This is a genomic window from Mesorhizobium sp. WSM4898 (assembly GCF_029625845.1).
Taxonomy (GTDB): Bacteria; Pseudomonadota; Alphaproteobacteria; order Rhizobiales; family Rhizobiaceae; genus Mesorhizobium.
On sequence record NZ_JARTVQ010000002.1, the window covers coordinates 394,765 to 420,423 of the forward strand.

At 64.6% G+C, this 25,659-nt stretch carries 21 protein-coding genes and 1 pseudogene; 7 read left to right on the forward strand and 15 right to left on the reverse strand.

Annotation, left to right across the window (positions count from 1 at the left end; translation table 11 throughout):
- Window positions 1-108 precede the first annotated feature (108 nt).
- Together P9228_RS09385 and P9228_RS09390 are read right to left on the reverse strand one after the other, a co-directional pair.
- Window positions 109-1,011 carry a dienelactone hydrolase family protein gene (locus P9228_RS09385; protein WP_278053142.1) on the reverse strand — a complete coding sequence of 301 codons (903 nt, stop codon included), beginning with the start codon at window positions 1,009-1,011 and terminating at the stop codon, window positions 109-111.
- 343 nt (window positions 1,012-1,354) lie between these two features.
- Entirely contained in the window at window positions 1,355-3,667 is a 2,313-nt protein-coding gene (locus P9228_RS09390) for a glucose/quinate/shikimate family membrane-bound PQQ-dependent dehydrogenase (RefSeq protein ID WP_278053143.1), read from the reverse strand.
- A gap of 182 nt (window positions 3,668-3,849) precedes the next feature.
- Between P9228_RS09390 and P9228_RS09395 the strand changes: the two genes are divergently transcribed.
- Window positions 3,850-6,546: a UvrD-helicase domain-containing protein gene (locus tag P9228_RS09395; protein WP_278053144.1), complete on the forward strand. Its 2,697-nt coding sequence runs from the start codon at window positions 3,850-3,852 to the stop codon at window positions 6,544-6,546.
- A gap of 42 nt (window positions 6,547-6,588) precedes the next feature.
- Here P9228_RS09395 and P9228_RS09400 read toward each other — a convergent pair whose 3' ends face one another.
- From P9228_RS09400 to P9228_RS09420, 5 genes are all read right to left on the reverse strand, one after another.
- Window positions 6,589-7,641, reverse strand: coding sequence for an ABC transporter permease (locus P9228_RS09400; protein WP_278053145.1), 1,053 nt, complete (start codon window positions 7,639-7,641; stop codon window positions 6,589-6,591).
- Entirely contained in the window at window positions 7,641-8,435 is a 795-nt protein-coding gene (locus tag P9228_RS09405; RefSeq protein ID WP_278053147.1) for an ATP-binding cassette domain-containing protein, read from the reverse strand. Before P9228_RS09405 ends, P9228_RS09400 begins: the two co-directional genes overlap by 1 nt.
- Window positions 8,436-8,519: 84 nt before the next feature.
- Window positions 8,520-9,533 carry a substrate-binding domain-containing protein gene (locus tag P9228_RS09410; protein WP_067323154.1) on the reverse strand — a complete coding sequence of 338 codons (1,014 nt, stop codon included), beginning with the start codon at window positions 9,531-9,533 and terminating at the stop codon, window positions 8,520-8,522.
- A gap of 93 nt (window positions 9,534-9,626) precedes the next feature.
- A complete protein-coding gene (locus tag P9228_RS09415) occupies window positions 9,627-10,532 on the reverse strand; it encodes a sugar phosphate isomerase/epimerase (protein ID WP_278053149.1) in 906 nt (301 codons plus the stop codon).
- The gene (locus tag P9228_RS09420) at window positions 10,532-11,563 is read right to left on the reverse strand and encodes a Gfo/Idh/MocA family oxidoreductase (RefSeq protein ID WP_278053150.1); all 1,032 of its coding nucleotides are present in this window, start codon (window positions 11,561-11,563) and stop codon (window positions 10,532-10,534) included. Before P9228_RS09420 ends, P9228_RS09415 begins: the two co-directional genes overlap by 1 nt.
- Before the next feature lie 197 nt (window positions 11,564-11,760).
- Between P9228_RS09420 and P9228_RS09425 the strand changes: the two genes are divergently transcribed.
- Both P9228_RS09425 and P9228_RS09430 read left to right on the forward strand, forming a co-directional pair.
- A complete protein-coding gene (locus tag P9228_RS09425) occupies window positions 11,761-12,786 on the forward strand; it encodes a LacI family DNA-binding transcriptional regulator (protein WP_095783804.1) in 1,026 nt (341 codons plus the stop codon).
- A 244-nt stretch (window positions 12,787-13,030) separates the two neighbouring features.
- Complete coding sequence (locus P9228_RS09430) at window positions 13,031-14,512, forward strand: esterase-like activity of phytase family protein (protein WP_278053153.1); 1,482 nt, start codon at window positions 13,031-13,033, stop codon at window positions 14,510-14,512.
- Window positions 14,513-14,575: 63 nt separating this feature from the next.
- Here P9228_RS09430 and P9228_RS09435 read toward each other — a convergent pair whose 3' ends face one another.
- Window positions 14,576-14,857 (reverse strand): hypothetical protein, encoded by a 282-nt coding sequence (locus P9228_RS09435; protein ID WP_066990806.1) that lies wholly within the window; start codon window positions 14,855-14,857, stop codon window positions 14,576-14,578.
- Between the two features lie 149 nt (window positions 14,858-15,006).
- Here P9228_RS09435 and P9228_RS09440 point away from each other — a divergent pair, with 149 nt between their 5' ends.
- Window positions 15,007-15,873 carry an SDR family NAD(P)-dependent oxidoreductase gene (locus P9228_RS09440; RefSeq protein WP_127326041.1) on the forward strand — a complete coding sequence of 289 codons (867 nt, stop codon included), beginning with the start codon at window positions 15,007-15,009 and terminating at the stop codon, window positions 15,871-15,873.
- A 109-nt stretch (window positions 15,874-15,982) separates the two neighbouring features.
- Here the strand turns inward: P9228_RS09440 and P9228_RS09445 are convergent.
- The 3 genes and pseudogenes from P9228_RS09445 to P9228_RS09455 form a co-directional block, all read right to left on the reverse strand.
- Window positions 15,983-16,375: pseudogene (locus P9228_RS09445) on the reverse strand (low affinity iron permease family protein); the annotation flags it as partial.
- Between the two features lie 255 nt (window positions 16,376-16,630).
- Complete coding sequence (locus P9228_RS09450; protein WP_278053156.1) at window positions 16,631-17,272, reverse strand: DapH/DapD/GlmU-related protein; 642 nt, start codon at window positions 17,270-17,272, stop codon at window positions 16,631-16,633.
- Window positions 17,273-17,317: 45 nt separating this feature from the next.
- Window positions 17,318-17,767: a CreA family protein gene (locus tag P9228_RS09455; RefSeq protein WP_082980332.1), complete on the reverse strand. Its 450-nt coding sequence runs from the start codon at window positions 17,765-17,767 to the stop codon at window positions 17,318-17,320.
- A 272-nt stretch (window positions 17,768-18,039) separates the two neighbouring features.
- Here P9228_RS09455 and P9228_RS09460 point away from each other — a divergent pair, with 272 nt between their 5' ends.
- The 3 genes from P9228_RS09460 (at window position 18,040) to P9228_RS09470 (ending at window position 21,515) form a co-directional block, all read left to right on the forward strand.
- Window positions 18,040-18,624 (forward strand): SCO family protein, encoded by a 585-nt coding sequence (locus P9228_RS09460; protein WP_066990790.1) that lies wholly within the window; start codon window positions 18,040-18,042, stop codon window positions 18,622-18,624.
- A 77-nt stretch (window positions 18,625-18,701) separates the two neighbouring features.
- Complete coding sequence (locus P9228_RS09465; RefSeq protein ID WP_095783809.1) at window positions 18,702-19,574, forward strand: 50S ribosomal protein L11 methyltransferase; 873 nt, start codon at window positions 18,702-18,704, stop codon at window positions 19,572-19,574.
- A 96-nt stretch (window positions 19,575-19,670) separates the two neighbouring features.
- Window positions 19,671-21,515 (forward strand): aminopeptidase P family protein, encoded by a 1,845-nt coding sequence (locus tag P9228_RS09470; RefSeq protein WP_278053159.1) that lies wholly within the window; start codon window positions 19,671-19,673, stop codon window positions 21,513-21,515.
- Between the two features lie 3 nt (window positions 21,516-21,518).
- Here the strand turns inward: P9228_RS09470 and P9228_RS09475 are convergent, their stop codons facing one another.
- The 4 genes from P9228_RS09475 to ligA all read right to left on the reverse strand — a co-directional run bounded on the left by P9228_RS09475 (window position 21,519) and on the right by ligA (window position 25,540).
- Window positions 21,519-21,815: an AzlD family protein gene (locus P9228_RS09475; protein WP_067329066.1), complete on the reverse strand. Its 297-nt coding sequence runs from the start codon at window positions 21,813-21,815 to the stop codon at window positions 21,519-21,521.
- The gene (locus P9228_RS09480; RefSeq protein ID WP_095802426.1) at window positions 21,812-22,540 is read right to left on the reverse strand and encodes an AzlC family ABC transporter permease; all 729 of its coding nucleotides are present in this window, start codon (window positions 22,538-22,540) and stop codon (window positions 21,812-21,814) included. Before P9228_RS09480 ends, P9228_RS09475 begins: the two co-directional genes overlap by 4 nt.
- A 106-nt stretch (window positions 22,541-22,646) precedes the next feature.
- Window positions 22,647-23,333 carry a TIGR02453 family protein gene (locus tag P9228_RS09485; protein ID WP_095802425.1) on the reverse strand — a complete coding sequence of 229 codons (687 nt, stop codon included), beginning with the start codon at window positions 23,331-23,333 and terminating at the stop codon, window positions 22,647-22,649.
- Entirely contained in the window at window positions 23,333-25,540 is a 2,208-nt protein-coding gene (gene ligA, locus P9228_RS09490) for an NAD-dependent DNA ligase LigA (protein ID WP_127245798.1), read from the reverse strand. The genes P9228_RS09485 and ligA overlap by 1 nt, the downstream gene beginning before the upstream one ends.
- Window positions 25,541-25,659: the final 119 nt, after the last annotated feature.

Sequence of the window (25,659 nt, forward strand, 5' to 3'; positions counted from 1 at the left end):
AATGGTGGATTCCGAGAACCGGAGCGGAGCGTACTTTGAAGTACGTGAGCACCGGAAGCGCAGGAAGCCGCCATTCGCAGGCCGGGCTCACCTGAATATCAACACACCTCAGGCCAGTTTCTCCTTAAGGAAGGCGACCGTCCTCCCCCAGGCGAGATCGGCCGCCTTCTTGTCGTAGCGCGCGGCCGAGGTGTCGTTGTTGAAGGCGTGGTTGGCGCCGTCATAGACATAGACGGTGTATTCGATATGCGCGGCGTCGAGCGCCTTCTTGTAGGCGTCGATGCCGGCATTGATGCGCTCGTCCAGCCCAGCATAATGCAGCAGCAGCGCCGCCTTGATCTTCGGCACATCCTCGGCCTTCGGCTGCATGCCATAATAGGCGACGCCGGCGCTGAGGTCCGGCGCATTGACGGCGAGCGTGTTCACCGTGCCGCCGCCCCAGCAGAAGCCGACCGCCCCGACCTTGCCGTTGCTGTCTTGGTAAGCCTTGAGATAGGCGACCGTGGCTACGCCGTCGGCCGCGACTTGGGCAGCATCGAGCTTGCTGAACATGTCGCGCGCCTTGTCCTCGTCGGCTGGCGTGCCGCCGAGCGGCGACAGGAAGTCCGGCGCCAGCGCGACGAAGCCTTCCAGCGCCACGCGCCGGGCGACGTCGCGGATATGCCCATTGAGCCCCCGGTTCTCATGGACGACGATCACCGTGCCGAGTTTGCCGGAGTGATTCGCCGGCTTGACCAGATAGCCCTTCATCTCGCCGCGGCTGCCGGGATAGGTGATGTCCTCGCCCTTCACCCTCGGATCGTTCTCGGCGACGATCGCCGCCTTGGCCAAATTCGCAGCCAGCATCGGCGCGATCGCGGCGGCCGCGGCGCCCGATCCAGCGAGCCGAGTCAATTGCTCCATGAAGCGCCGCCGGTCGAGCGTCAGATGCGTATATTCGTCATAGGCATCGATCATCGCCTGAGTGATGATGGGCTGTGTGACGACAGGCTTGGCGACAGGTTCGGTCATGGCTCTCCTCGACGACTGTTTGACGCGCAAGATAGGGTTAGAACGCGCACGGTCCAGTCATCCGCCGGCGACAGCGGCCCTCGGACCCAATTTCGACCAATGACGATTGCCGATGGCTTCTGCATCCATCACATTTTGGTCATTTCCGAAAACGTTGATGATGCTGTCTCGGTGGGACGGGAAACTGCGGAGCGGCCCGCCCGGTCCGAACGGCAAAAAGGGGAATGCCGGGAACGTGATGGCCGCCGGCGCTGCGGCTGGCTGAGGCGGCGCTTGCTGTCGTCGCTGCAGGCGCTTGGCCACGTGCTCGGCGAAAAAGGCCGGCGCGATTGGATGTCCTCGTCTACTTGGGCAGCGTGTAAGCCATCACATAATCGCCCGGCTTGGTACCGACCGAGCCGTGGCCGCCGGCGACGATGACCACGAACTGGCGGCCGTCGGCGACGGTGTAGGTCATCGGTGTCGACTGGCCGCCGGCCGGCAGCCTCGCGCGCCAGAGCTGCTTGCCCGTCGTAAGGTCATATGCGCGCAGATAGTCGTCGACGGCGGCCCCGAGGAAGGCGACGCCACCGGCCGTGATCATCGGCCCGCCGATGCCTGGAACGCCGACCTTGAGCGGCAGGGGCAGCGGCGTCATGTCGTAGACGGTGCCGTTGCGATGCTTGTAGGCGATCTGGCCGGTCCTCAGGTCGACGCCGGCGACATAGCCCCAGGGCGGCGCCTGACAGGGAATGCCGAGTGGCGACAGGAATGGCCCCATCACCACCGCGTAAGGCGCGCCCTCATTGCGGTTGAGCCCCTGCTCGCTGCCCTTGGTGTCGCCGGGCGGCGGCACGTCCGCGCGCGGAATGAGCTTCGACGTGAAAGCGAGATAGGTCGGCATGCCGAACATCACCTGCCGCACCGGGTCGACCGCGACGCCGCCCCAGTTGAACACGCCGAAATTGCCGGGATAGACCAGCGTGCCCTGCAGCGAGGGCGGCGTGTAGCGTCCCTCGTAACGCAGTCTCTTCAGTTCGATCCGACACGCCAGCTGATCGAACATGGTGATCCCCCACATGTCGGCGCCGGTCAGCGGCTTCGGGTTGAACGACAGGCCGGAGGACGGCTGCGTCGGCGAGGTATGGTCGCCTTCGATCGCTCCGCCCGGTGCCGGCACTTCCTTCACCGGAATGATCGGTTCGCCAGTGCGCCGATCGAGCACATAGAGATCGCCCTGCTTGGTCGGCCCTACCAGTGCCGGCACCACGCCGCTCCCCGTCGTGATGTCGACCAGCGTCGGCTGCGCCGGCACGTCCATGTCCCACAGATCGTGATGCACGGTCTGGCGCACCCAGCGCAACTGTCCGGTGTTGAGGTCGAGCGCGGTGATCGAGGAGGAGAATTTTTCGACATCGGCGCTGCGGCCCATGCCGAGCTGGTCGGGCGTCTGGTTGCCGAGCGGCAGGTAGAGCAGGCCAAGCTTCTCGTCGGCGCTCGCCGTTGACCACATGTTGGGCGAGTTATTGGTGTATTGCTGCCCCGCCGGCAGCGGCGTCGTCTGATCCGGTTTGCCGGAATCCCAATTCCACAACAGCGCGCCGGTGCCCGCGTCATAGGCGCGGATGACGCCCGACGGCTCCTCGGTCGAATAATTGTCGTTGACCGCGCCCCCAACGATGATCTTGCCGGCGAGGATGAGCGGCGCCGAGGTCGAATAGTAATAGCCCGACTTCGGAAAGGGCATGTTGGCCATCAGGTTCAGCGTGCCGCCTTCGGCGAAGGACGGACAAACTTGCCCGTTCGCGGCATCGAGAGCGATCAGCCGGGCGTCCGAAGTCGGCAGGTAGATGCGTGCCGCGCAGGGCTGGCCCGCCGCGATCTTCGCATCGGCGTAATAGGAAACTCCGCGGCAGGTCTGGTGCTGGCGGTTGGGATCGAGCTTGATCTTCGGGTCGTAGCGCCATTTCTCCTTGCCGGTCGCGGCATCGATGGCGATGGCGAAATTGTGGGGCGTGCAGATGTAGAGCGCATCACCGACCTTGAGTGGCGTTACCTGATAGGTCGTCTCGCCGATGTCGTCCGGACCCTTCATGTCGCCGGTGCGGTAGGTCCAAGCCGGCTGCAGCTTGGCGACATTATCCGGCGTGATCTGAGCGAGCGGCGAGTAACGCTGGCCGAACGGCGTGCGGCCGTAGAAATGCCATTCGCCCGCCGGCATGTCGCCGCCGAGATTGGCCGTCGGCGTCACCTTATCGGTGTTGAGCGTGCCGCCGATGTCCTTCGGATCGGCGGTCATCGAATAGCCAGCCACTGCAAGCGATGCGAGCACCGCCAGGATGAGCGGAGCGCGTCCGTCCGGACCGGTGAATCCCCGCCTGGCCCATGGCGTCAGCAGCCAGAGCGCGATGAGAACGATGATGCCGCCGCGCGGGCCGAGCTGCCACCAATCAAAGCCGGTTTCCCACACCGCCCAGCACAGCGAGGCGAGCACGATCGCGGCATAGAGCCAGAGCCCTGTCGATCTGCGGCGGAAAATGAGCCAGGCGGTGATCAGGAAGGCCAGTCCGGCAATCAGGTAGTACCAGCTGCCACCCAACGTCACCAGCCAGATGCCGCCGCCGCCGAGGACCAGGCCGATAAGCAAAAGGACGAGGGAGGTGATGGTGACAGCCAAGACGATACTCCTTCGACTGTTGCGCGCTTGCGGCGCCTCTGAGGCAACGGCTTGCCGTCCCTGCCCTGTTGGCAGCTTTCTCTCGCAAGTTGCGCCTGTCAAGGCGGCCCCGAACAGGAACAACTAGAACAAAACGGAGACACTTCTGGCCTTTCGCTGCCGAATCACTACATTCGGGGGCGATGTCCGGCTTTTCGGAAGACATGCCCTTTTTTGACGAACCGAATGCGCGGCCCGCCGCCCCATCCGGCCTCGCCGCGCGCGCCATGGCCGCACGCAACGCGCAGAACCGTGCGCCCGATTATCTGAACGGCCTCAATCCCGAACAGCGGCTCGCTGTTGAAACGACCGAAGGCCCGGTTCTGGTGCTGGCCGGCGCCGGCACCGGCAAGACGCGGGTGCTCACCACGCGAATCGCCCACATCCTTGCCACCGGCAGGGCCTTCCCCTCGCAGATTCTCGCCGTCACCTTCACCAACAAGGCCGCGCGCGAGATGAAGCAGCGCATCGGCTTGCTGATCGGCGAGCAGAATGTCGAGGGCATGCCCTGGCTCGGCACCTTTCACTCGATCGGCGTCAAGCTGCTGCGCCGGCATGCCGAGCTTGCCGGATTGAAATCCGATTTCACCATCCTCGATACCGATGACGTGGTGCGGCTGATCAAGCAGCTGATCCAGGCCGAAAATCTGGACGACAAGCGCTGGCCGGCCAAGACCTTCGCGCAGATGATCGACAACTGGAAGAACAAGGGCCTTGGCCCCGACGAGATTCCGGAAGGCGACGCGCGCAGCTTCGGCAACGGCAAGGGGCGCCAGCTCTACAAGGCCTATCAGGAACGGCTGCAGACGCTGAATTCCTGCGACTTCGGCGATCTCCTCTATCACCCGATCCGCATCTTCCGCGCCTATCCGGACGTGCTGAGGGACTATCATCGCAAGTTCAAATACATCCTGGTCGACGAGTACCAGGACACCAACACCGCGCAATACATGTGGCTGCGCTTGTTGGCGCAGAGGCCGCAATCCTCCCCCCTTGAGGGGGAGGTGTCCGCGAAGCGGACGGAGGGGGTCGCCGCGGAAGGCGCCGCCCAGTCATCAGGCGCCGGAGCGTCGAGCACTGCCGCGAGGACCCCTCCCGACCGGGCTTCACCCGGCCACCCTCCCCTCAAGGGGGAGGGAAACCGGCGTCGATCCACTGTCAACATTTGCTGCGTCGGCGACGACGACCAGTCGATCTATGGCTGGCGCGGCGCCGAGGTCGACAATATCCTGCGCTTCGACAAGGATTTTCCGGGCGCCACCATCATCAGGCTGGAGCGCAACTACCGCTCCACCGCGCATATACTGGGTGCGGCTTCGCATCTCATCGCCCACAATGAGGGCCGCTTCGGCAAGACGCTGTTCACCGACCGCAACGACCCCGAGGACGATAAGGTGCATGTCCATGCCGCCTGGGATTCGGAGGAAGAGGCGCGCGCCATCGGCGAGGCGATCGAGGCCTACCAGCGGCAAAAGCACAACCTCAACGATATGGCGATCCTGGTGCGCGCGTCCTTCCAGATGCGCGCCTTCGAAGACCGCTTCATCACGCTCGGCTTGAGCTACCGCGTCATCGGCGGCCCGCGTTTCTACGAACGGTTGGAAATCCGCGACGCGCTGGCCTTCTTCCGCGTCGTCGCCAACAGCGGCGACGACCTTGCCTTCGAGCGCATTGTCAACGTGCCGAAGCGCGGGCTCGGCGAAGCCACCATCCGCCAGATCCACGACACCGCGCGGGCCATGCAAATCCCGATGCTTGAGGCCGCGGCGACGCTCGCCGAAAGCGACGAGCTGAAGCCGAAGCCGCGCGCCGCGCTCCGCGAGGTCGCGGCCAATTTCGAGCGCTGGCAGAAGGCGCTGGAGACCACGCCGCACACCGAGCTCGCCGAGACCATCCTCGAGGAGAGCGGCTACACCGACATGTGGAAGAACGACCGTTCGGCCGAAGCGCCCGGGCGGCTGGAGAACCTCAAGGAACTGATCCGCTCCATGGAGGAGTATGAATCCCTGCGTTCGTTCCTCGAGCATGTCGCGCTGGTCATGGAGGCAGAGCAGGGCGAATCGCTCGATGCGGTCTCGATCATGACGCTGCATTCGGCGAAAGGGCTTGAATTCGAGACCGTATTCTTGCCCGGCTGGGAGGAAGGTCTGTTCCCGCATCAGCGCGCGCTGGACGAAGGCGGCCGCTCCGGCCTCGAGGAAGAACGCCGCCTCGCCTATGTCGGCCTGACGCGCGCGAAAAAGAACCTGCACGTCTGGTTCGTCTCAAACCGCCAGATCCACGGCCTGTGGCAATCGACCATTCCGTCGCGTTTCGTCAATGAATTGCCGGAAGCCCATGTCGATGTCGCCGATGGCGGCAATTCCTATGGCGGCTATGGCAATCCCTATGGCGGCGGCTCCTTCGCCTCAGGCCGCGGCGGCGGCCGGCAGAATCCCTACGGCGCCTCGCGCTTCGACAATATCGGCGCGGAAAAATCCGGCAGCTTCTCCAACACCTATGCGACACCCGGCTGGCAGCGCGCGCAGGCGAACCGCACCGAAGCGACCGACCGCAACTGGGGCACACGCTCCGGCCACCAGGTCGAACGCATCGGCTATGGCGAGACTGACAGCGGCTATGGCGCCGGCCGCACCTCGGTGAAAGGCCGCACCATCGAAGGCGAACTGGTCGCCAAATCGGTCGCCGACACACCTTCGCCATTCAAGCTCGGCGACCGCGTCTTCCACCAGAAATTCGGCAACGGCAATATTGCCGCCATCGACGGCAACAAGCTGACCATCGACTTTGACAAGGCCGGCCAGAAACGTGTGCTGGACGGGTTTGTCACCAGCGTTTGAGCGGCGGCCGCCAACGGATCACCGTCCGAAAACCGCAGCCTCTCAGCGATACCGCGCCTGGTTCCATTTGTGGCCGAGCAGGGACAGGATGATGATCAGCCCGTTGAAGAACTGGACGTAGAAGCCGCTCAAACCAGCCGCCACGACGCCGGTCTGGATGAACGACACGGTGACCGCGCCGATCGCGCCGCCGACCACTGTACCGATACCGCCCCAGGTCGGCGTGCCGCCGACGAACACCGAGGCCAGCACCGGCAGCAGATAGCCGTCGCCCGCCGTCGGCCACCAGGTGAAGTTGATCATCACCGAGAACGTGCCGGCGATCGCCGCCCCGATGCCGGTGAAGACGAACACCTTGACCCGGACGCGCTGGACGTCGATGCCCATTTGCTTGGCGCTGTCCGGATTGTCGCCGACCACCTTGACCTGCGCGCCGAAACGGTGGCGGTTGTAGAGCAGCGCCGACAGCACGACGAAGGCGATGGCCCAGAAGATCTGCACCGGGATGCCCCAGAGCTGGCTGGAAAAAATCTTGTAGGCCCAGCTGTCGGCCAGATTGGTCAGCGCCGTCGACTTGCCCTCGTTGATGATCTGGATCAGCCCGCGCAGCAGGAAGTTCATGCCGAGCGTGGCAATCAGCGACGACAGGCCGCCATAGACCACCAGCGATCCGACCAGGAAGCCGAGCAGCGTGCCGGTGAGAAGCGCCGCGGCGATGCCGAGGAACGGATCGTAGCCGGCCTGCACGACGATCGCGAAGGCCCATGAGGCGAAACCCATCGTCGCCGGGAACGATAGGTCGATCTCGCCGCAGGTGACTACGAAGACCAGCGGCACGACAACGAACAGCGCGACGGGAAGCGTCGTCAGCACCGAGCTGTAAAGATACCAGGTGGCGAAGACGGTCGGGTTGGCGATCATGAAGATCGCCATCATGACGATGAACACGGCGAGCGTGCCTAGCGCCGCGCGATTGTCGAGGACGAAGCCGCGCAGCCAGTGATCGGAAGGATGACTCCACTGCTTGCCTGATTCTGTCGGGCCGCTTGCCCTTCCCAGAGGTGTTTGCAGATCGGGTTCCATGGCCTTGCTCATCACGCTCTCTGCTCCGCTCCGCGCGCCTCGTGTAGCCCTGGCAGGCCACCCGGATGCGCGATCTCTTCCATAAAGTTGATGAGGTCGTCGGCTGACTTGACCTCGCTGCGGTCAGCCGTCAGCGCCACCTTGCCGCGGTCGAGCACCACGAAGCGGTCGGCGATGTCGAAGACATGATGAATGTTGTGGCCGATGAACAGGATCGAGCGGCCACTCGCCCGCACCTGGCGCACGAAATGGAAGACCTTGGCGGTCTCCGTCAGCGACAGCGCCGTCGTCGGTTCGTCGAGGATGATCAGCTCCGCCTGCTTGTAGATGGCCCGCGCGATGGCCACGCCCTGACGCTCGCCGCCCGAAAGCTGGCCGACGATGGAATGCGGCGTGAACACTTTCGAGGTGAAGCCGATCTCGCGCATCAGCCGGCTTGCCTCCTCGATCTCCTTGTTGACTTTCAGCCAGCCCATGAAGCCGGTCAGCTCGCGGCCCATGAAGATGTTGCGCACGATCGTCTGCTGCACGGCCAAAGCGCGGTCCTGGAAGACTGTCTCGATGCCGGCATCGCGCGAGCGGGCGGCACTCCATCCGGTCACCGGCTTGCCGCGTACGAGGATGTCGCCGCTTGTCGGCTTGACCACGCCGGATAGGATCTTGATCAGCGTCGATTTGCCGGCGCCGTTGTCGCCGATCAAGCCGACCACCTCGCCGCGGTCGACGCTGAGGTTGACGCCGCCCAGCGCATAGACCTGGCCATAGGATTTCTTGATGTCGCGCAGTTCGATGATGCGTTCGCCCATGCGATCCTCGCTTCCAATTGTGTTATCGGCCGCTTGCCGGCGATCCGGTCGGCCGGGCCCAACCCCGACCGACCGCCTGGGAGGTCAACGCAGCGCCTGCTTGGCCAGCTCGGCGACGATCTCGTAATTCTGCGGCGTGACGAAGCCGGCGCCGGTATCGACATTCATCGGCGCCAGACCCAGCACCACCTGCTGGCAAAGGCTCAAGATCGGCAGATAGCCCTGCAGGAAAGGCTGCTGGTCGGCCGTCAGCTGCACCCAGCCGCCCTTGAAGCCTTCGACGATCTGCGGGCTGGTATCGAAGCCGAAGTTGAAGATGTCGCCGGGCTTGCGTCCCGCCGCCTGCATATAGGTGGCGACGTTGCCTAGCATCTGTCCGCCCGGATAGCCGACCGCCTTGACGTCGGGGTGGTTGAGCAGAGCCGCCGTGATCACCGGAATGGCAAGGTTCGGGTCGGACGCCCATTCGCCGCTCGGCGGCGAGGACAGCTGGATCACCTCGACGCCCGCCTCCTTCAGCGCCGCGACGGTGCCGCGCTCGCGCGCGCCGCGATTTTCGTTCTCGAACGGGCCGATCATGATCGCCTTGTCGCCGGCCTTGAGCTTGCCGAGCTTGAAGGCCTCGGCGCCGAGCGCGCGGCCCTGCTGCTCCTGCTGCGCGCCGACATAGCCTCCGCCGAACGCTTCCACCACCTTCGGCACCGGCACGTTCTGGTACATCATCTTGATGCCGTCCTTGTGCGCCTGTTCGGCTAGCGGCATGATCGCGGCATCGCCCGGATGGCCCATCATGGCGATGCCTTGCGGCTTGACCGCGACCGCCTCGCGCAATTGCTGCACCATCTTCTCGACATCCCACTGGGAGAAGATGTAGTCGACCTTCGGCCCAAGATCGGCCGCCGCCTGCTTGGCGCCATTGTAGACGATGGTGCCGAAGGCGTCGCCCTCGGCGCCGCCGACGAAGAAGCGGATATGGACATCCTTGCACCATTGGGCGTCAAGCGCCTTTGCCGGCAAGGTGGAAATCGAGGCGCAGAGCGCCGCGGCAGCCGCCGCGACGGTCGAGCGCAGAACAGTCCTTCTCGTAGTGATGCTCATGCACGTTCCTCCCTTTTGGTCCCTCGCAACGGAGGGTTTCGACGATTGCTTCGGCCGTAGTCTCGGTGGCCGGCTCCTCCCGCCGGCCGGTCCTCACACCGGATTGGGCAGGTAGCTGGCTCCTCCCCTGCACTGCTTCAGATAGTCCAGCGCCCGCACCTGACCGGTCATCTCGAGGTCGCCGCGATAGACCGGGTCGTGCCAGCCTTCGATGTCGATGGCGCCCTTGTAGCCGGCCAGCCGCAATTCGCTGATCACCCGCGTCCAGTCGCTGTCGCCGAAGCCGGGGCTGCGCATCTGCACGAATGGCAGGCGTCCGAACACGCCGTGCTCGCGGATCACGTCCCAGCGCACGGTGGCGTCCTTGCCGTGGACGTGGAAGATACGCGGCGCCCATTTGCGAATCTGCGGAACCGGGTCGATCAGATAGACGAGCTGGTGGCAGGGCTCCCATTCGAGCCCGAGATTGTCGTCGGGCAATTCGTTGAACATCAGCTCCCAGGCGTCCGGGTTGTGGGCGATGTTCCAGTCGCCGCTCGCCCAGTTGCCGTCCATCGCACAGTTCTCGAAGGCGATGCGCACGCCCTTGTCGGCGGCGCGCCTGGCCAGCGGCCCCCAGACCTCGCGGAAACGGGGCAGGCTGTCGGTCAGCGGTTTGCCGCGCAGCCGGCCGGTGAAGCCGCAGACCATCGTGGTGCCGAACAGATGTGCGTTGTCGATGACAGTCTCCCACGCCGCGAGCACGCCGCGGTCGACCTCGCCGTTCTCCAGCGGATTGCCGAACACGCCGATCGATGAGACGGCCACGTCCGCATCGCCGATCGCTTCGCGGATTTCGCCCGCCAGGCGCTTTAGGTCCTTACCGCCCAGCGTCTGCCAGAAAAAGGGCTGGATGCTCTCGAAGCCGAGCGGCAGGATCTGTTTCACATAGGCGGCCGGGTCGTCGAGATTGGCTCGCACCATGGTGCCGATCCTGATGTCGAGAAGCGGGTTCGGCATCACGGCGTTTCCTTTGCGATTGCGACGCGGCGTCCGGTCTCTGCGCTTTCGATGGCGCCAAAGACCATGGCCAGGCTTTTGATGTTGTCGGTGCCGCGCGTCTCCGGTTCGGTGCCGGTCTCGATCGCGCGCATGAAATCCTGGATGATGCCGAGATGGCCGTCGACTCTGTCGGCCGCGTCGAGCGCCGGCACCTCGATCGACTGGGTCTTGTCGATGATACCGTCGCGGCCGGATGCAACCACCTCGGCCTTCAACCCGTCATGCCCGTCCCACAACAGGCTGCCGCGCTCGGCGACGATGCGCCAGCTGCCTTCCCAACTCGTGCGGAAACCGTCCGCGCACCAGGAGCCGGCATAGGTGAAGACCTTGCCGCCGCCGAAATCGAACACCGCGCTGGCCGACGAGCCCTGACGGTACCAGGAATTGGCAGGCTCCCACTCCTGGCAATAGACGCCGGCCGGTTCGCCGGCGACCATGTAGCGGGCGGCGTCGAACGTGTGGATCGCCATGTCGAGCAAAAGCACGTGGCGCATCTCCTCGCGAAAGCCGCCGAAGTGCGGCGCGACGAAGAAGTCGGCATGGATGCTGGTCGGCTTGCCGATGGCGCCGGAATCGAGGAACCGCCGGATCCGCCTGACATTGGCGACATAGCGCCGGTTCTGAACCACGGCATGGACCCGCCCCGCGCGGCGCGCCGCTTCGATGATGGCGCGCGCATTTTCTGGGCTGTCGGCAAGCGGCTTTTCGGTGAGCAGATGGCAGTTATGGGCAAAGGCCGAAAGCGCGACCTGGCGCCGCGCAGCAGGAACCACGACATCGAACACGGCATCGGGCCGGGTCTGATCGAGAACGGCATCGAGGCTGGTGCCGATGACGGCATTGGGGAGCTCGTACTCGCGCGCCCTCGCCTGCGCCCGCTCGGCATCGAGATCGACAAGGCCGGCAATGGCAAGCCCGTCGATCTGCCTCGCGGCATCGAGCCACTGCCTGCTCATGCCTCCGCACCCGACCAGGACGACCTTCATCATCCAGCGCTCCTCCTCCGCTCGGCCCCTCCAGGCCGAGTGTCACGGCATTTCCGGCTTCACCGTAAACGTTTTTCCGTAAACGTTTACGAGAACACACCCGATGGCGTAGAATGTCAATCACCTGCTCGCGAAAATCGACATCCACTGCTTGGCCTGAAGGACGGCCGGTGCTAGCGAAGTCAGGGGGAGAACCTGCCTTGGCGTCCAGCATCCACGATCTCGCGCGTCACCTGAACATTTCGATCGGCACCGTGTCGCGCGCGCTGAACGGCCGCGCCGACGTCAATGCGGAGACGCGCCAGCGCGTGCTCGAGGCGGCCAGGAAGCTGAACTATTCGCCCAACCAGTCGGGCCGCAGCCTGCGCCAGGGCGCCACCCGCTCGATCGCCTTCATGCTGCAACCGCATCCCGGCGACCAGCAATATGGCGAGCCGTTCTTCATTCCGTTCCTGACCGGCCTGCAGGCGCGGCTCGCCGAGCATGAGTTGGATCTGATGGTCGTCATGGGCGAGCCCGGCCAGTATCAGCAGGAGCGGCTGCGCCGCGTGGTTGAGACGCGCCGGGCCGACGCGGTCGTGTTGGCCAATACACGGCGGGAAGACGATCGGATCGACTATCTGAGCAAGGCCGGCTTTCCCTTCGCCACGCTTGGCCGAAGTCAATCCGGCGGCGACACCTATCCTTCGCTCGATATCGATTTCGAGAGGGCGGGTGATGAAGCCGTCGACCGGCTGGTTGCGCGCGGCCACCGCCGCATAGCTGCCATCCGCCCTTCGCTTGATCTCAACTTCGGCTACCTGTTCCTCGACGGCTACCGCAAGGCTCTGAAGCGGCATGGCATCGAGGTCGACCCCGGCCTGATCGCCGACGGCTTCATCAACGAGACCGGCGGCTACCAGGTGACGCCGCGTGTGATGCTCTCCAAGGACCGGCCGACAGCCATCATCTTCAACAATGACGCGATGGCGCTCGGCGGCTGCAAGGCACTGGCCGAGATGGGCATCAGGCCCGGCCACGACATCGCGGTGATCGTCATCGTCGACACGCCGCTCTGCCGCTACTTCTCGCCGACGCTGACCGCCTTCCGTCCGGCGCTGGAGCCGATGGGCCGGCGGCTGGCCGAGATGCTGCTGGCGTCACTCCCGGCCCATGCCGGTCCGGAGGGGCCACGCACGATCCGCGAAGTCTGGCCGCTGGAGCTCGTCGCGCGCGAGAGCGATTGAGCACCTCTCCTTCTCCCCTTGCGGGAGAAGGTGTCGCCGAAGGCGACGGATGAGGGGTGCTCCAGAGAAAGCCAACGTCTCGCTCCGCTGGAACACCCCTCATCCGTCTCGGCGCTGCGCGCCGATCCACCTTCTCCCACATGGGGAGAAGGCAAGTACCCCCACTCCTGTCACGCAAGTATCATGTTCGCGTCCTAGACCCGATGTGACGCCATTCCGGCTCTGCTCGTCACATGGGGACATCATGAAGCACCTCAACCGAACCGTCGCGCTTGGCGCGGCAATCGCCCTGTTCACCGTGCTGAGCCCTGCGCTCGCCGAGGGTGTTGGCTATGTCAACAAGGGGCTGGTCGGCGTTGGCCGCATCCCCGCCAGCCAGAAGGACAAGTTCGGCGAGACCTTTGGTTCGGGCTCCGGCATGGCGATCGACGCCAAGAGTTGGGCGCGTGACGGCGCCGGCTACAAAGGCTCGCTCTGGCTGCTGCCGGACCGCGGCTACAACGTCGCCGGCACCAGCGACTACCGGCCCCGCTTGAACACCATTGCAATCGAGCTGACCCCGACCGCTCCGGGCGCTGCGCCCGCCGCAGGCCAGGAACATTCGGGCGTCAAGGCAATGCTCGTCGACACCATGCTCCTGACCGACGACAAGGGCGCCGACGCCACCGGCCTCGATCCGCTCAACGGCGTGCGCCCCGCTGCCGGCGACATGCCGATCCTGCCGCAGGCCGACAACGGCAAGCTTTCGCTCGACGACGAGGCGGTCGTGCGCCTGCCCGACGGCACCATGTTCATTTCCGACGAATATGGCCCCAACATCTATCGCTTTTCGGCCGACGGCCGCCTGATGTCGGCGACGCAGCCGCCGACGGCCCTGGTGCCGATGCGCCATGGCAAGCCGAACTTCGCTTCCGACAATCCTGGTCCGGGTGCCGCCGAGCCGGATCCCAAGGATCCCGAGACCGGCCGCCAGAACAATCAAGGCCTCGAAGGCATGTCGATGACGCCAGACGGCAAGTTCCTGATCGCCGTGCTGCAGTCGGCGCCGCGCCAGGATGGCGGCGATTCCGGCTCGACCCGCCGGAACACCCGCGCGCTGGTCTATGACGCCTCCGACCTCGCCCACCTCAAGCTGGCGCACGAATATGTCGTACCGCTGCCGGTGTTCAAGGACGCCAAGGGCAAGATCAAAGTGGCCGCGCAGAGCGATATCGTGGCGCTGTCCGACAAGAGCTTTTTGATGCTGGCACGCGACAGCGGCAACGGCCAGGGGCTGAAGGACGCCGAGTCGGTCTACCGCAAGATCGAGATCGTCGACCTGTCCGCGGCCACCGATATCGCCAACGGCCCATTCGACGCCGCCGACAAGCCGGTTGCGCCGAAAGGCGTGCTCGATCCGTCGGTGACGCCGGCCAAGCTCACCTCGTTCATCGACATCAACGACAAGGGCGAACTCGGCCGTTTCGGCCTGCACAACGGCGCGCCGAACGACAGGAACAACCTCTCGGAGAAGTGGGAGGCGATGTCGCTGGTGAGCGTGCTGGACCCGAAGCTGCCTGACGACTATTTCCTGTTCGTCGCCAACGACAACGACTTTCTCACCCAGGACGGCTTCCAGGTTGGTGCCCCGTACAAGGCCGAGGATGGCGCCGATGTCGACACCACCTTCCTGGTCTATCAGGTTACCCTGCCCGGCCTGTCGGGGAACAGTCTCGCCGCAAACTAGTTGCGATTACCTGGTTTACGCCGGACAGGCGGTTCGAGCGTCTCGTGGAAAGATAGCGGGTTCTTACTGCCGCATCGCTTTCAGTTTTTCTGCCGCCGAGGCGGCAAGGTCGGCATAGCGCTCTTCCAGCCGCTCTGCGGCCTTGATGACGGGAAAGTCATGGCCGAACTTCTCCAGCGCCAGGCGCAGCTTTTCCGCGAAGTCCGCCTGTTGCTCCAGTGCCGAAAACAGGGTCTTGACCTGCGCCTCGCTGATATCGGGGTTGGCGAGCATCTTCGGCACATCCCGGCCCATCTGTTCGCCGGTGGCGGTCTGCTCCTTCAGGATTCCGATCCAATCGGTCAATGCCGAACTCCTTTTCTGGCAGCATGCGCGGGGCAAGCTGCTGCGGTCAACCCATTGCCGCTACCGCCGTCGATCATTGCAGCGATCAAGGCTTGCCTCGCCCCTGACCGGCGTTAAGTTCGGCTCGACCCGGAATAAGGACATCAACCATGACCAGCGACGCCGAAATCCAGACCGCCCTGCCCGCTTTCGCCTCCGGCAATATCGCCGTCATCACCGGCGGCGCCAGCGGCATAGGCCTGGCCGCCGCGAAGCGCTTCGCGGCCATGGGCATGAAGACCGTGCTTGCCGACATAGGCGGCGTGCGCCTCGACCAGGCCCGGCAGGCGGTCGCCGTCATTGCCGGGGACGATGCCGTTCTCCCTATCCCCACCGACGTCTCCAAGGCCGACGAAGTCGACCGGCTCGCGGACCTCGCCTACGGTGCGTTCGGTGCGGTTTCGGTGCTGATGAACAATGCCGGCGTCGGCAACAATCCCGGCAAGCCGTGGGAAAACCGTGATGCCTGGAAGCGGCTGCTGGACATCAATTTCTGGGGCGTCGTGCATGGTGTCGAGGCCTTTGCGCCGCGCATGCTGGCTGCGGGCGAGCCCGGCCTGATCATCAACACCGGATCCAAGCAAGGCATCACCACGCCGCCCGGCAATCTCGCCTACAACGTCTCCAAGGCGGGCGTAAAGACCTTCACCGAGGGCCTGGCCCACACGCTGCGCAACGAGCCTGGAGCGAAGCTTTCCGCGCATTTGCTGATCCCCGGCTTCACCTATACCGGCCTGACCGAGGGCGCGACGGAAAAGCCGGCCGGCGCCTGGACGGGCGAGCAGGTGATCGATTTCATGCTGGCATCGCTCAAGCAGGACGACTTCTACATTCTTTGCCCGGACAACGAGGTCGCTCGGCCCATGGATGAAAAGCGCATGGCCTGGGCGATCGGCGACATCATCGAAAACCGCCCAGCTTTGTCGCGCTGGCATCCGGATCACAAGGACGCTTTCGCCGCCTTTATGAACCGCTGACGGGCCGTTCAGGCGGCGCCTTCTTCTTGGAGCTTGCCTTCCCTGGCACGGTCTTCTTGGCGGCGGCCTCAGCGATCTTGCGGTCGCGCCCGGAACCGTTTTTTATCGTCATAGCCTGCTTGGCCGCTGTTTCGGCGATCTTGCGGTCGTGCCGTTTTGCCGCCGCTTCGCATTTGGCGCGGATCTCCTCGACCTCCGATTCCGTCAGGTGCTCGATGCCGATGAAATGGTTGTGGGCCTCGCTGACGCGAATCAACTCGTCGAGCTTGGTCTGGATTGCGGCGCCATCGCGGTTCTGCGTGTTCTGGATCAGGAACACCATCAGGAAGGTGATGATGGTTGTCCCCGTGTTGATCACCAGTTGCCAGGTATCCGAGAAGCCGAAGACCGGGCCAGTCGCCGCCCAGATCACCACGATCAGAACGCAGACGGCAAAAGTCAAAGGCATACCGGCTAGGTGAGCCACCCAATTGGCAACCTTGGTGAAAAGCTTTTCGATCATCCAGTCCTCACAAAACGCAAGAGCGCGGCATTTCGAGAGAAACAAGGGCCGGCCTCTCCGGTTCCCGCCGGCCCGATTTTCCGCCTGCAATCGCATACACGCGAGAGGCGCATGACGACGAAAAAACACCTTATGCGTTGTTGCCATGGTGCCGGTGCAGGTCGAAAAGCCTGCTCGTTCCGCTTCACGGCGGCTTACCTCCGGCCCCTTCCGCCGGGCCACCCCCGCATGGCGGAAGGGGCGCGCTTCACGGGTTCAGGTCGCGGCGTTTTCCCAACGATCGAGGAAGGCCTCGATCGGCAACGACTGCATGTCCGGGATCGCCCTGGCGAGTTTTTCCGGCGTCCAGTCCCACCAGGCGAGGTCTTCAATGCGCGCCGCCACGTCGGCGCTAAAGCGCTGGCGCAAGGGTTTGGCCGGAACGCCGGCGACGACAGCGTAAGGCGGCACGTCATGCGTCACCACCGCGTTGGCACCGATGACGGCGCCATTGCCGATCGTGATGCCTGGCATGATGACGGCGCCATGGCCGATCCAGACATCGTGCCCGATGCTGACCGGCTTTGCCTGCCGCCGCTCTCGAAATGCCGCGTCGACGCCAAGCCAGCGGAAATATTCGTTGGGCCGGTAGCTTACCTTGTGCTGGGTCAGCCGCTCGATCGGATGCTCGAGCGCGTTGATGCGGCTGTTGGCGGCGATGGAGCAGAACTTGCCGATCGTCGTGTAGATCGCTTCCGAATGACGCTCGAAATAGGAAAAATCGCCGACCGTCACGTCGCGCAGGATCACCCGCTCGCCGATCGATGCATAGCGGCCAAGCTTGCACCCCTTCAACTCCGCGGTCGGATGGATGCGCGGCTCGGGATCCTTCGCAACGAGATGTTCAGGACGGTCCATGGCGCGGCTTTACGCCCGAGCGATTGCCCCGGCAAGCGGGACCAATCATCCGGGCGGATCGGAGCCTAATTGCGGCTTGCCCTTGGTCCACACGACGTTCTGGCCATAGAGCGGCACGGTCGTGACCGACATCTTCGCCGAGCCGTTCTGGACCTGGCGCGAATGCGAGAGATAGATCAGCGTCTCGTTCTTCTTGTCGTAGATGCGGTTCACCACCTGTTTCTTCCAGATCAGGCTGAGGCCCTGCTTGAACACCTCTTCGCCGCGCTCGCTCATGTCGATGTCGCCGATGGTGATCGGCCCGGTCTGGCGGCAGGAGATCGACGAGTCCGACGGATCCTCGAACCAGTTGCCCTTGTGCAGCCGATCGATGATGCTGCGGTCGAAATAGGCGACGTGGCAGGTGACGCCGTCGACCTTTGGATCCTTGATCGCATCGATCATGATGTCGTTGCCGACCCAGTCGACGCCGACCTTGCCGACCTCGTCCGCCATCGCTGCGCCGGCGCCGAGGGCAATGCAGGCGGCAATCAAGCCGATCAGTTTTCGCAAGGAAGCCTCCTCGGGTTTTGCGTTTAGCCGATGTCAGGTGGGACAGGACAATGGCATTTGCAAGCCATTCGATGATTGTCGCGACGGAGGCGGCAGGTCTCGTGGTTGCGGCAACGCGACCTCTTTGCGCGCGCGCCGCCAAACCGCTAAGACTGTCGCCGAACAGGCTCGCGCCGGATCCGCCGGGCCGCGACGATCGCAACGGATAGTTTCTGATGATGCGCTCAATTCTGGTCGGCATCCTCGTCCTGATGGCGGCGGGCATCGGCTGGCTCACTTTCGACTGGTATCGCGGCCATTATGGCGGCCAGCCCTACGGCGCACCGTTCACACTGATCGACCAGAAGAGCGCGCCGATCACCGAGGCCGCGTTCCGGGGCCACCCAAGCGTCGTCTTCTTCGGCTTCACTCATTGTCCGGAAGTCTGCCCGACAACGCTGTTCGAAATGGCCGGCTGGCTGAAGACGATGGGCGACAGCGGCAAGAACCTCAACGCCTACTTCGTCACGGTCGACCCGGAGCGGGACACGCCGCAGATCATCAATTCCTACGTCGGCAATTTCTCCGACCGCATCACCGGCATCACCGGCGATCCGGACAAGGTGCATGCAATGGCCAAGGCCTTCGGCATCTACTGGAAGAAGGTCGACACCGGCGACGGCGATTACACGATGGACCACACGGCCTCCGTGCTGCTCCTCAACGCCAAGGGCGAGTTCGCCGGCACCATCGCCTATGGCGAAAGCGCCGACACGGCTATTGCGAAGCTGAAGCGGCTCGCAGCAGGCGGCCAGGCGTGATCCCGAACCGAAGGTTTGCGTAGCAACAAGTGGAACCGGTTCTCGGAAATGATCACGCTCAAACATGAGTCGCCCTGATGGGGCAGACCAGGTTCCATTTCACGGCGGGCAAGGCCGAGGCTGACCGCATCTTCGCGGCGCTTGATGCAGCTTTCGAGGACGAAGGCCTGCCGCTTGCCCTGCTGGAGGTCGACGAGGCCAATGACATCCACGAAGTGTCGCTCTATGCCGATGGCGATGTCGATGCCGTCGCAGTCCGGATCAACGGCATACTCGCGGACCTGGCCCTGCCGAAGCAGGTCGAGCGCGAAGCGCTCCCCGACATCGACTGGGTTGCACGCTCGCTCGAAGGACTGAAGCCGGTCCGCGCCGGGCGTTTCTTTGTCCACGGCGCGCATGATCGCGACAAGCGCCGCAGCGGTGACCTCGCCATTGAGATCGAGGCGGGTCTTGCCTTCGGCACCGGCCATCACGGCACCACGGCCGGCTGCCTCGAACTGCTGGAACAGGTGGTGCTGCGCGAACGCCCCGGCAACGCGCTCGACCTCGGCACCGGCAGTGCCGTGCTGGCGATAGCGCTGGCCAAGCTCGCGCACATCCCGGTGCTGGCGACCGACATCGATCCGGTCGCCGTTCGCGTCGCTGCGACCAATGCGCGACTGAACCGAGTGAAGGCGCTTGTCGAGACGGTGACGGCGCCCGGCTTCCACCATCCGATCTTCTCTAGGCGCGCGCCTTTCGACCTCATCGTCGCCAATATCCTGGCGCGCCCGCTGATGCGGTTGGCGCCTGAGATGGCCAGGCACATCAGGCTCGGCGGCTCGCTGGTGCTCTCCGGCATTCTCGACCGTCAGCGCGATGCGGTGATCTCGGCCTATGTCGGCCAGAGCTTCCGCCACGTCCGCACCTTGCACCGCGAGGGCTGGGTGACCATCCACCTCAAGCGCTGAAAACCGGATCGTTCAAGACTGGCCCTGTCGAAATCGATTCCGGTTTCGAAGACCTTGCGCTACGGTCGCGCGAGCCATTCGAGGAGATGCGGAAAAATGTTCCAGACCTTTGATTCCGCCGGCGATCCGGCTGTCGGCAAGCCGCGCGTGGCGACGCTGCGCCAATGGCTGGCCGAGAACAAGCTGGACGGCTTCATGGTGCCGCGCGCCGACGAGCATCAGGGCGAATATGTCGCCGACCGGTCGGCCCGGCTGAAATGGCTGACCGGCTTTTCCGGCTCAGCCGGCGTCGCCATCATCCTGCGCGACCGCGCCTTCATCTTCGTTGACGGCCGCTACACGCTGCAGGTGCGCAATGAGGTCGATCTTTCGATCTTCACCGTCGAGAGCCTCGTCGACAATCCGCCGGCCTCCTGGATCAAGGACAATCTCGGCAAAGGGGCCAGGCTCGGCTTCGACCCGTGGCTGCACACGATCGGCGAGATCAAGGCATTGAAAGCCTCGGCCGAGCAGTCCGGCGCGACACTGGTGCCGCTCGAGAAGAATCCGATCGATATCATCTGGGAAGATCAGCCCGAGCCGCCGCGCGCACCCGTGGAACTCCATCCGATCGCCTTCGCCGGCGAGCTCGCCAAGGACAAGCTGGCGCGGCTGGCGGGCGCGATCGAAAAGGAGGGCGCGACGCACGCCGTGCTCACCGACCCTTCTTCCATCGCCTGGGCCTTCAACATCCGCGGCGGTGACGTGGCGCATACGCCGCTGGCGCTCGGCTTCGCGATTCTTGCCGCCGACGGCAAGCATCAGCTCTTTATGGACCAGCGCAAATTTTCGCGCCAGGTCGCGGCTTATCTCACCCAGCTCGCCGATCCGCACGACCCAGGCGAATTCGAATCTGCGGTCGCCAACCTCGCCAAGGGCGGCGCAAAAATCGCGCTCGATCCCGTTTTGGCGGCGGAAAAGCTCAAGATGCTGGTCGAGGGCAATGGCGGCACCGTTGTCTCTGCGCCAGACCCCGCCCGCATTCCGCGCGCCACCAAGAACCAGGCCGAGGTCGCCGGCAGCCGCGCCGCGCATCGTCGCGACGGCGCCGCAGTCGCCAAGCTGCTCTGCTGGCTCGACCGGCAGCAGCCGGATACGCTCGACGAGATCGACGTCGTGACCAAACTCGAGGAGGTGCGGCGCCAGACCGGAGAGGAAACGCAGATGCCGCTGCGCGACGTCTCCTTCGACACGATTTCCGGCGCCGGCCCGAACGGCGCCATCATGCACTACCGCGTCTCCCGCGCCACTAGCCGCAAGCTCCAAAGCGGCGAGCTGTTCCTGCTCGATTCCGGCGGACAATACCAGGACGGCACCACCGACATCACCCGCACCGTGCCGATCGGCCAGCCGACCGAAGAGATGCGCGAGCGCTTCACGCTGGTGCTGAAGGGCATGATCGGCATCTCGACGCTGCGCTTTCCGGCCGGCACGCGCGGTTCGGAAATCGATGCCGTTGCCCGCGTGGCGCTGTGGAAGCATGGCTGCGACTTCGCCCACGGCACCGGCCATGGCGTCGGCTCTTACCTCGCCGTGCATGAGGGCCCGCAGCGCATTGCCCGCACCGGCACCGAGAAACTGCTTGCCGGCATGATGCTGTCCAACGAGCCGGGCTATTACAAGGAAGGCTCCTACGGCATTCGCATCGAGAACCTGATCCTGGTCACGCCTGCCGAGCAGATCGAGGGCGGCGACATCGCCATGCACGGCTTCGAGACGCTGACGCTGGCGCCGATCGACAAGCGCCTCATCCGCAGCGACCTGCTGACCCGCGACGAACTGCACTGGCTCGACCAGTATCACGCGCGGGTTCTGGCCGAGATCGGTCCGATGGTGGACGGCGAGACGCTGGCCTGGCTGGAGAAAGCCACGGCGCCGCTGCCGCACGACGCCAAGATCTGACTTTTAGCCGACGAACTGCCTGGCCAGAATCAGCACCGCGGCACCGGCCAAAAACATCGCCATCAGGCCGCCGCGCAGCGACACCAGCGCGGTGACGATCAGCGCTGCCCATTCGGCCGGTCCGGCGCCGAGCGCGGCAGGTGCCACAAGTGTCGTCAGCACAGCGGCCGGCACGGCGTTGAGGCCGGCCTCGACACGCGGGTGGACGGTCTCGAAGCGCGAGATGACGAGATGGCCGCCGACGCGCGTGAGATAGGTGGCGACGGCGCCGGCGAGGATGATCCAGAAGGTCGTGCTCATGTGCGCTGCCCCACGCCGCTATGATGCGGCGGCAGAATGACCGCCAGAAGGACGCCGGCAATGGCGCCGATCGAGACATGCCAGGGCGAGCCGACCGTCTTGTAGGCGACGATCGAGGCGGCCGCGCTGGCGACGACCACCGGCAGCCACAGCGGCCGCTTGCGGAAGCCGAGAACCAGGCCGAGGAAATAGATCGGCAGCAGGAAATCGATGCCCAGAGCATGGGTATCCGGGATCATCTTGCCGAAGACCGCGCCGAGCGCGCTTTCGGCCACCCAGAACACATAGACCGGCAGGCCGAGCCCGAGATACCAGACGAACCCGACCGATTGGCCGGACGCCGCGCGCGCCTCGGCCACGGCATATTGCGGATCGGTCAGGATGAAATAGCCCAGCGCTTGCTGCAGCAGCGGCCAATGCGCCATGCGCCGGCCGATGCCGGCGGAATAGAGCACGTGACGGAAATTCACCGCGAAGATCGAGAGCACGATCAGCCAGGGCGCGACATGCTGGCCGAACAATTCGATGCCGACCATCTGGCTGGCGCCGCCGAAGATCAGCGCGCTCATGAGGAATGCTTCCAGGACCGAAAACCCGTTGTCCACGGCAATCGCGCCGAACAGGATCGCGAACGGCGCGGAGGCGACGACGACCGGCATCGACAGCCGCACGCCGTCCCAGAAATCGCTCCTCGCACGGCTTTCGGAGATTGCTTCCGCCGTCATCCAACTGCTCCCTTGAGCGGCTTGATTTAGGGAGCGTCGCCCCGCTTGTCACACCAATTCGCTTGAGCCGACGATCAGCGGAACTGATTGCCGGGCTTTGAGCGGCTCAGGCAGCCTTGCCCTGGATCGCCCTGCCCCAATCGAGCAGCGGCTTGGCGCGCAAGGTGAAGCCGACGAGATCGTCAACTAACGCCGCCAGGCAGATGGTTTCGGGATCAATATTATGCCGCACCACGAAATGGCGGTTGCGGACTGCTTGCGCGAGATCGGCTTCGCTGACGTCCTCGAAACCACGCGGCGCGCGCTTCAGGCAATCTTCCCTATCCAGCTCCAGCCCAGTCTTTTTCAGCGCTGAAACCATGGCGCGGAAGGCGGCCGGCTTCGTCACGATCGCCTTGCGCATCGCCTGCAGCAACTCCGGTCCGGGCTGCCACCAGGCGACGCCGGCAAAGCAGCGCTCGAGGCCGATATGCACATAGAACACGCCCTGCTCCATCTTGGTGCCGTCTGGCGACAGGATTGCCGACAGGTGCCGATTATAGGGGCGCTTGTCCTTGGAGAAGCGAACGTCGCGATTGATGCGGAACAGCGACTTCTTGCGGTCGCCGCGCAGGCCAAGTCCCGCCGCCGCGAAACGCTCGCTGAGCGCTTCGACGAGATCGCAGAACGGCTCGTGCAGCTCACTCTCGTAGAGACCGCGGTTTTCCTGAAACCATTCGCGGCTCTGGTGGAAGTCGAGCGCCTTGAGGAACGGAATGGCCTTCTCGCCAAAACCCTTGAACGCTCCGGCCATCAGCCGCCCCTGCCGATGCGCTGCAGCCAGGTGTCCTCGTCGATCACCTCGATGCCGAGATCGCTCGCAACCTTGAGCTTGGAGCCGGCGCCCGGACCCGCCACCACCAGATCGGTCTTGGCCGAAACCGAGCCGGCGACCTTCGCCCCCAGGCGCTCCGCCATCGCCTTGGCCTCGGAGCGCGTCATCTTTTCCAGCGTGCCGGTGAACACCACCGTCTTCCCGGATACCTCGCTGCCGGCCGAGATCTCGACCACATAGGGCTTGGGATGGACTTGCGCCAGCAGCGCATCGAGCACGTCGTCATTGCGCTCATTGCCGAAGAAGTCGCGCAAGGCGTTGATGACGGTGTCGCCGATGCCGTTGATCGACGGGAACACGTCATGCGGATCCTCCGCCTTCGCCGTCTCCTTGCCGACGCGGATCAGTTCCTCGATGGTCGAGAACTGGCGGGCAAGCACCGCCGCCGTCGTCTCGCCGATATGGCGGATGCCGAGCGCGAAGATGAAGCGGTCGAGCTCCGGCTCGCGGCGCGCGTCGATGGCTGCGAACAGTTTGTCGAGGCCTTCGTAGTTGCGATCTTCGATGCTGCGCACATTCTTGCGCGTCTTGCCCGATGCGGCCTCGCGCAGTCTGGCCTGCTCCTCACGCCGCTCCGCCAACGCCTTGGTGACGGCCGGCCGGCGGTCCTTCAGCGTAAAGATGTCGGCGGCGGTCTTCACCAACCCGGCATTGAAGAACAGGTCGATGTTCTCGGCGCCGAGGCCCTCGATATCGAGCGCGCCGCGCGACACGAAGTGGCGCAGCCCCTCCACGGCCTGCGCTGCGCAGATCAGCTCGCCGGTGCAGCGGCGCCGCGAATCCTCCTTGCCGGTCTTCTCGTTGATCTCGCGCGTCGCCGGCGAGCCGCAGACCGGGCAGGTGTGCGGGAACTCATACGGCACCGCATCGGCCAGCCGCTTGTCGATGAGGACCCTGACGATCTGCGGGATGACGTCCCCTGCCCGCTGGATCACCACCGTGTCGCCGATGCGAACGTCAATGCCGTCGCGGATCGGCTGCCCGTTGCTGTCAAAACCCTTGATGTAATCTTCATTGTGCAGCGTGACGTTTTCCACCACCACGCCGCCGACCGTCACCGGCGCCAGCCGCGCCACCGGCGCCAACGTGCCGGTGCGGCCCACCTGGATGTCGATCTTCTCGACCGTCGTCATCGCCTGTTCGGCCGGGAATTTGTGGGCAACTGCCCAGCGCGGCTCGCCGGTCACAAAACCCCAGCGGCGCTGCAGCTCGAGCTGGTCGACCTTGTAGACGACGCCGTCGATGTCGTAACCCAGCGAAGAACGCTGTTCCTCGATCCGGTGGTAGTGCCCGATGAGGTCGTCGATCGACCTTGCCCGCACCATCAGCGGACTGATCTTGAAGCCCCATTCCTGGAACTTCTGCACGGAATCGTACTGGGTCGGAGCGGGATCCGCCGTCGTGTAGCCCCAGGCATAGGCGAAGAATTTCAGATTGCGGCTGGCGGTGACGGCTGGATCCTTCTGGCGCAGCGACCCGGCCGCCGTGTTGCGCGGATTGACATAGTCCTGGCCGCCGATAGCTGCCGAGCGCTGCTTCAACGCCTCGAACTCCGCGTAGGTCATGTAGACCTCGCCGCGGATTTCGATGACCTCCGGCCAGCCAGAGCCCTGCAACTTCTTCGGGATGTCGGCGATGGTCTTGAGATTGGCGGTGATGTCCTCGCCGACCGCGCCGTCGCCGCGTGTCGCGCCTTGCACGAAGATGCCGTTTTCGTAGCGCAGCGATGCCGACAGCCCGTCGATCTTCGGCTCCGCCGTGAAGGCGATATCGAGGTCCTTGTCGCGGTCGAAGAAGCGCCGGCCACGCTCGATGAAATCGGCCACGTCCTGGTCGGTATAGGCCTTGGCAAGGCTCAGCATCGGCACAGCATGCCGCACCTTGGTGAAGCCTTCCGCCGGCGGCGCGCCGACCCGACGCGACGGCGAATCCTCGCGAACGAGATCGGGAAAGCGCCCCTCGATGGCAAGGTTGCGCCGCGCCAATGCGTCGTATTCGGCGTCCGAAATCGTCGGCGCATCCTCCGTGTGGTAGCGCCGGTCGTGCTCGGCGATCTCCGCCGCCAGCCGCTTCAGCTCCTCCGCGGCCTCGCTTTCGCTCAGCGAATCGACTGGTTTTTCAGACATGAAGCGCGGTCCTCGAATTGTGGCGGGCCACTATAAATCAGGATTCGGTATGGAGGAGTCGGCTTGCGCAAAAATCATTGCCGAACAGCAGGATGCAGCCACCTGCTGACTCGGCATTC

Bases quoted from the DNA above. Each gene is read 5' to 3' on its own strand.
- P9228_RS09450 (WP_278053156.1), bottom strand. From the start codon at position 17,272: ATGGACCGTCCTGAACATCTCGTTGCGAAGGATCCCGAGCCGCGCATC.
- P9228_RS09465 (WP_095783809.1), top strand. From the start codon at position 18,702: ATGGGGCAGACCAGGTTCCATTTCACGGCGGGCAAGGCCGAGGCTGAC.
- P9228_RS09385 (WP_278053142.1), bottom strand. From the start codon at position 1,011: ATGACCGAACCTGTCGCCAAGCCTGTCGTCACACAGCCCATCATCACT.
- P9228_RS09470 (WP_278053159.1), top strand. From the start codon at position 19,671: ATGTTCCAGACCTTTGATTCCGCCGGCGATCCGGCTGTCGGCAAGCCG.
- P9228_RS09410 (WP_067323154.1), bottom strand. From the start codon at position 9,533: ATGAGCATCACTACGAGAAGGACTGTTCTGCGCTCGACCGTCGCGGCG.
- P9228_RS09420 (WP_278053150.1), bottom strand. From the start codon at position 11,563: ATGATGAAGGTCGTCCTGGTCGGGTGCGGAGGCATGAGCAGGCAGTGG.
- P9228_RS09480 (WP_095802426.1), bottom strand. From the start codon at position 22,540: ATGACGGCGGAAGCAATCTCCGAAAGCCGTGCGAGGAGCGATTTCTGG.
- P9228_RS09415 (WP_278053149.1), bottom strand. From the start codon at position 10,532: ATGCCGAACCCGCTTCTCGACATCAGGATCGGCACCATGGTGCGAGCC.
- P9228_RS09455 (WP_082980332.1), bottom strand. From the start codon at position 17,767: ATGGCGGACGAGGTCGGCAAGGTCGGCGTCGACTGGGTCGGCAACGAC.
- P9228_RS09395 (WP_278053144.1), top strand. From the start codon at position 3,850: ATGTCCGGCTTTTCGGAAGACATGCCCTTTTTTGACGAACCGAATGCG.
- ligA (WP_127245798.1), bottom strand. From the start codon at position 25,540: ATGTCTGAAAAACCAGTCGATTCGCTGAGCGAAAGCGAGGCCGCGGAG.
- P9228_RS09430 (WP_278053153.1), top strand. From the start codon at position 13,031: ATGAAGCACCTCAACCGAACCGTCGCGCTTGGCGCGGCAATCGCCCTG.
- P9228_RS09440 (WP_127326041.1), top strand. From the start codon at position 15,007: ATGACCAGCGACGCCGAAATCCAGACCGCCCTGCCCGCTTTCGCCTCC.
- P9228_RS09460 (WP_066990790.1), top strand. From the start codon at position 18,040: ATGATGCGCTCAATTCTGGTCGGCATCCTCGTCCTGATGGCGGCGGGC.
- P9228_RS09485 (WP_095802425.1), bottom strand. From the start codon at position 23,333: ATGGCCGGAGCGTTCAAGGGTTTTGGCGAGAAGGCCATTCCGTTCCTC.
- P9228_RS09475 (WP_067329066.1), bottom strand. From the start codon at position 21,815: ATGAGCACGACCTTCTGGATCATCCTCGCCGGCGCCGTCGCCACCTAT.
- P9228_RS09400 (WP_278053145.1), bottom strand. From the start codon at position 7,641: ATGAGCAAGGCCATGGAACCCGATCTGCAAACACCTCTGGGAAGGGCA.
- P9228_RS09405 (WP_278053147.1), bottom strand. From the start codon at position 8,435: ATGGGCGAACGCATCATCGAACTGCGCGACATCAAGAAATCCTATGGC.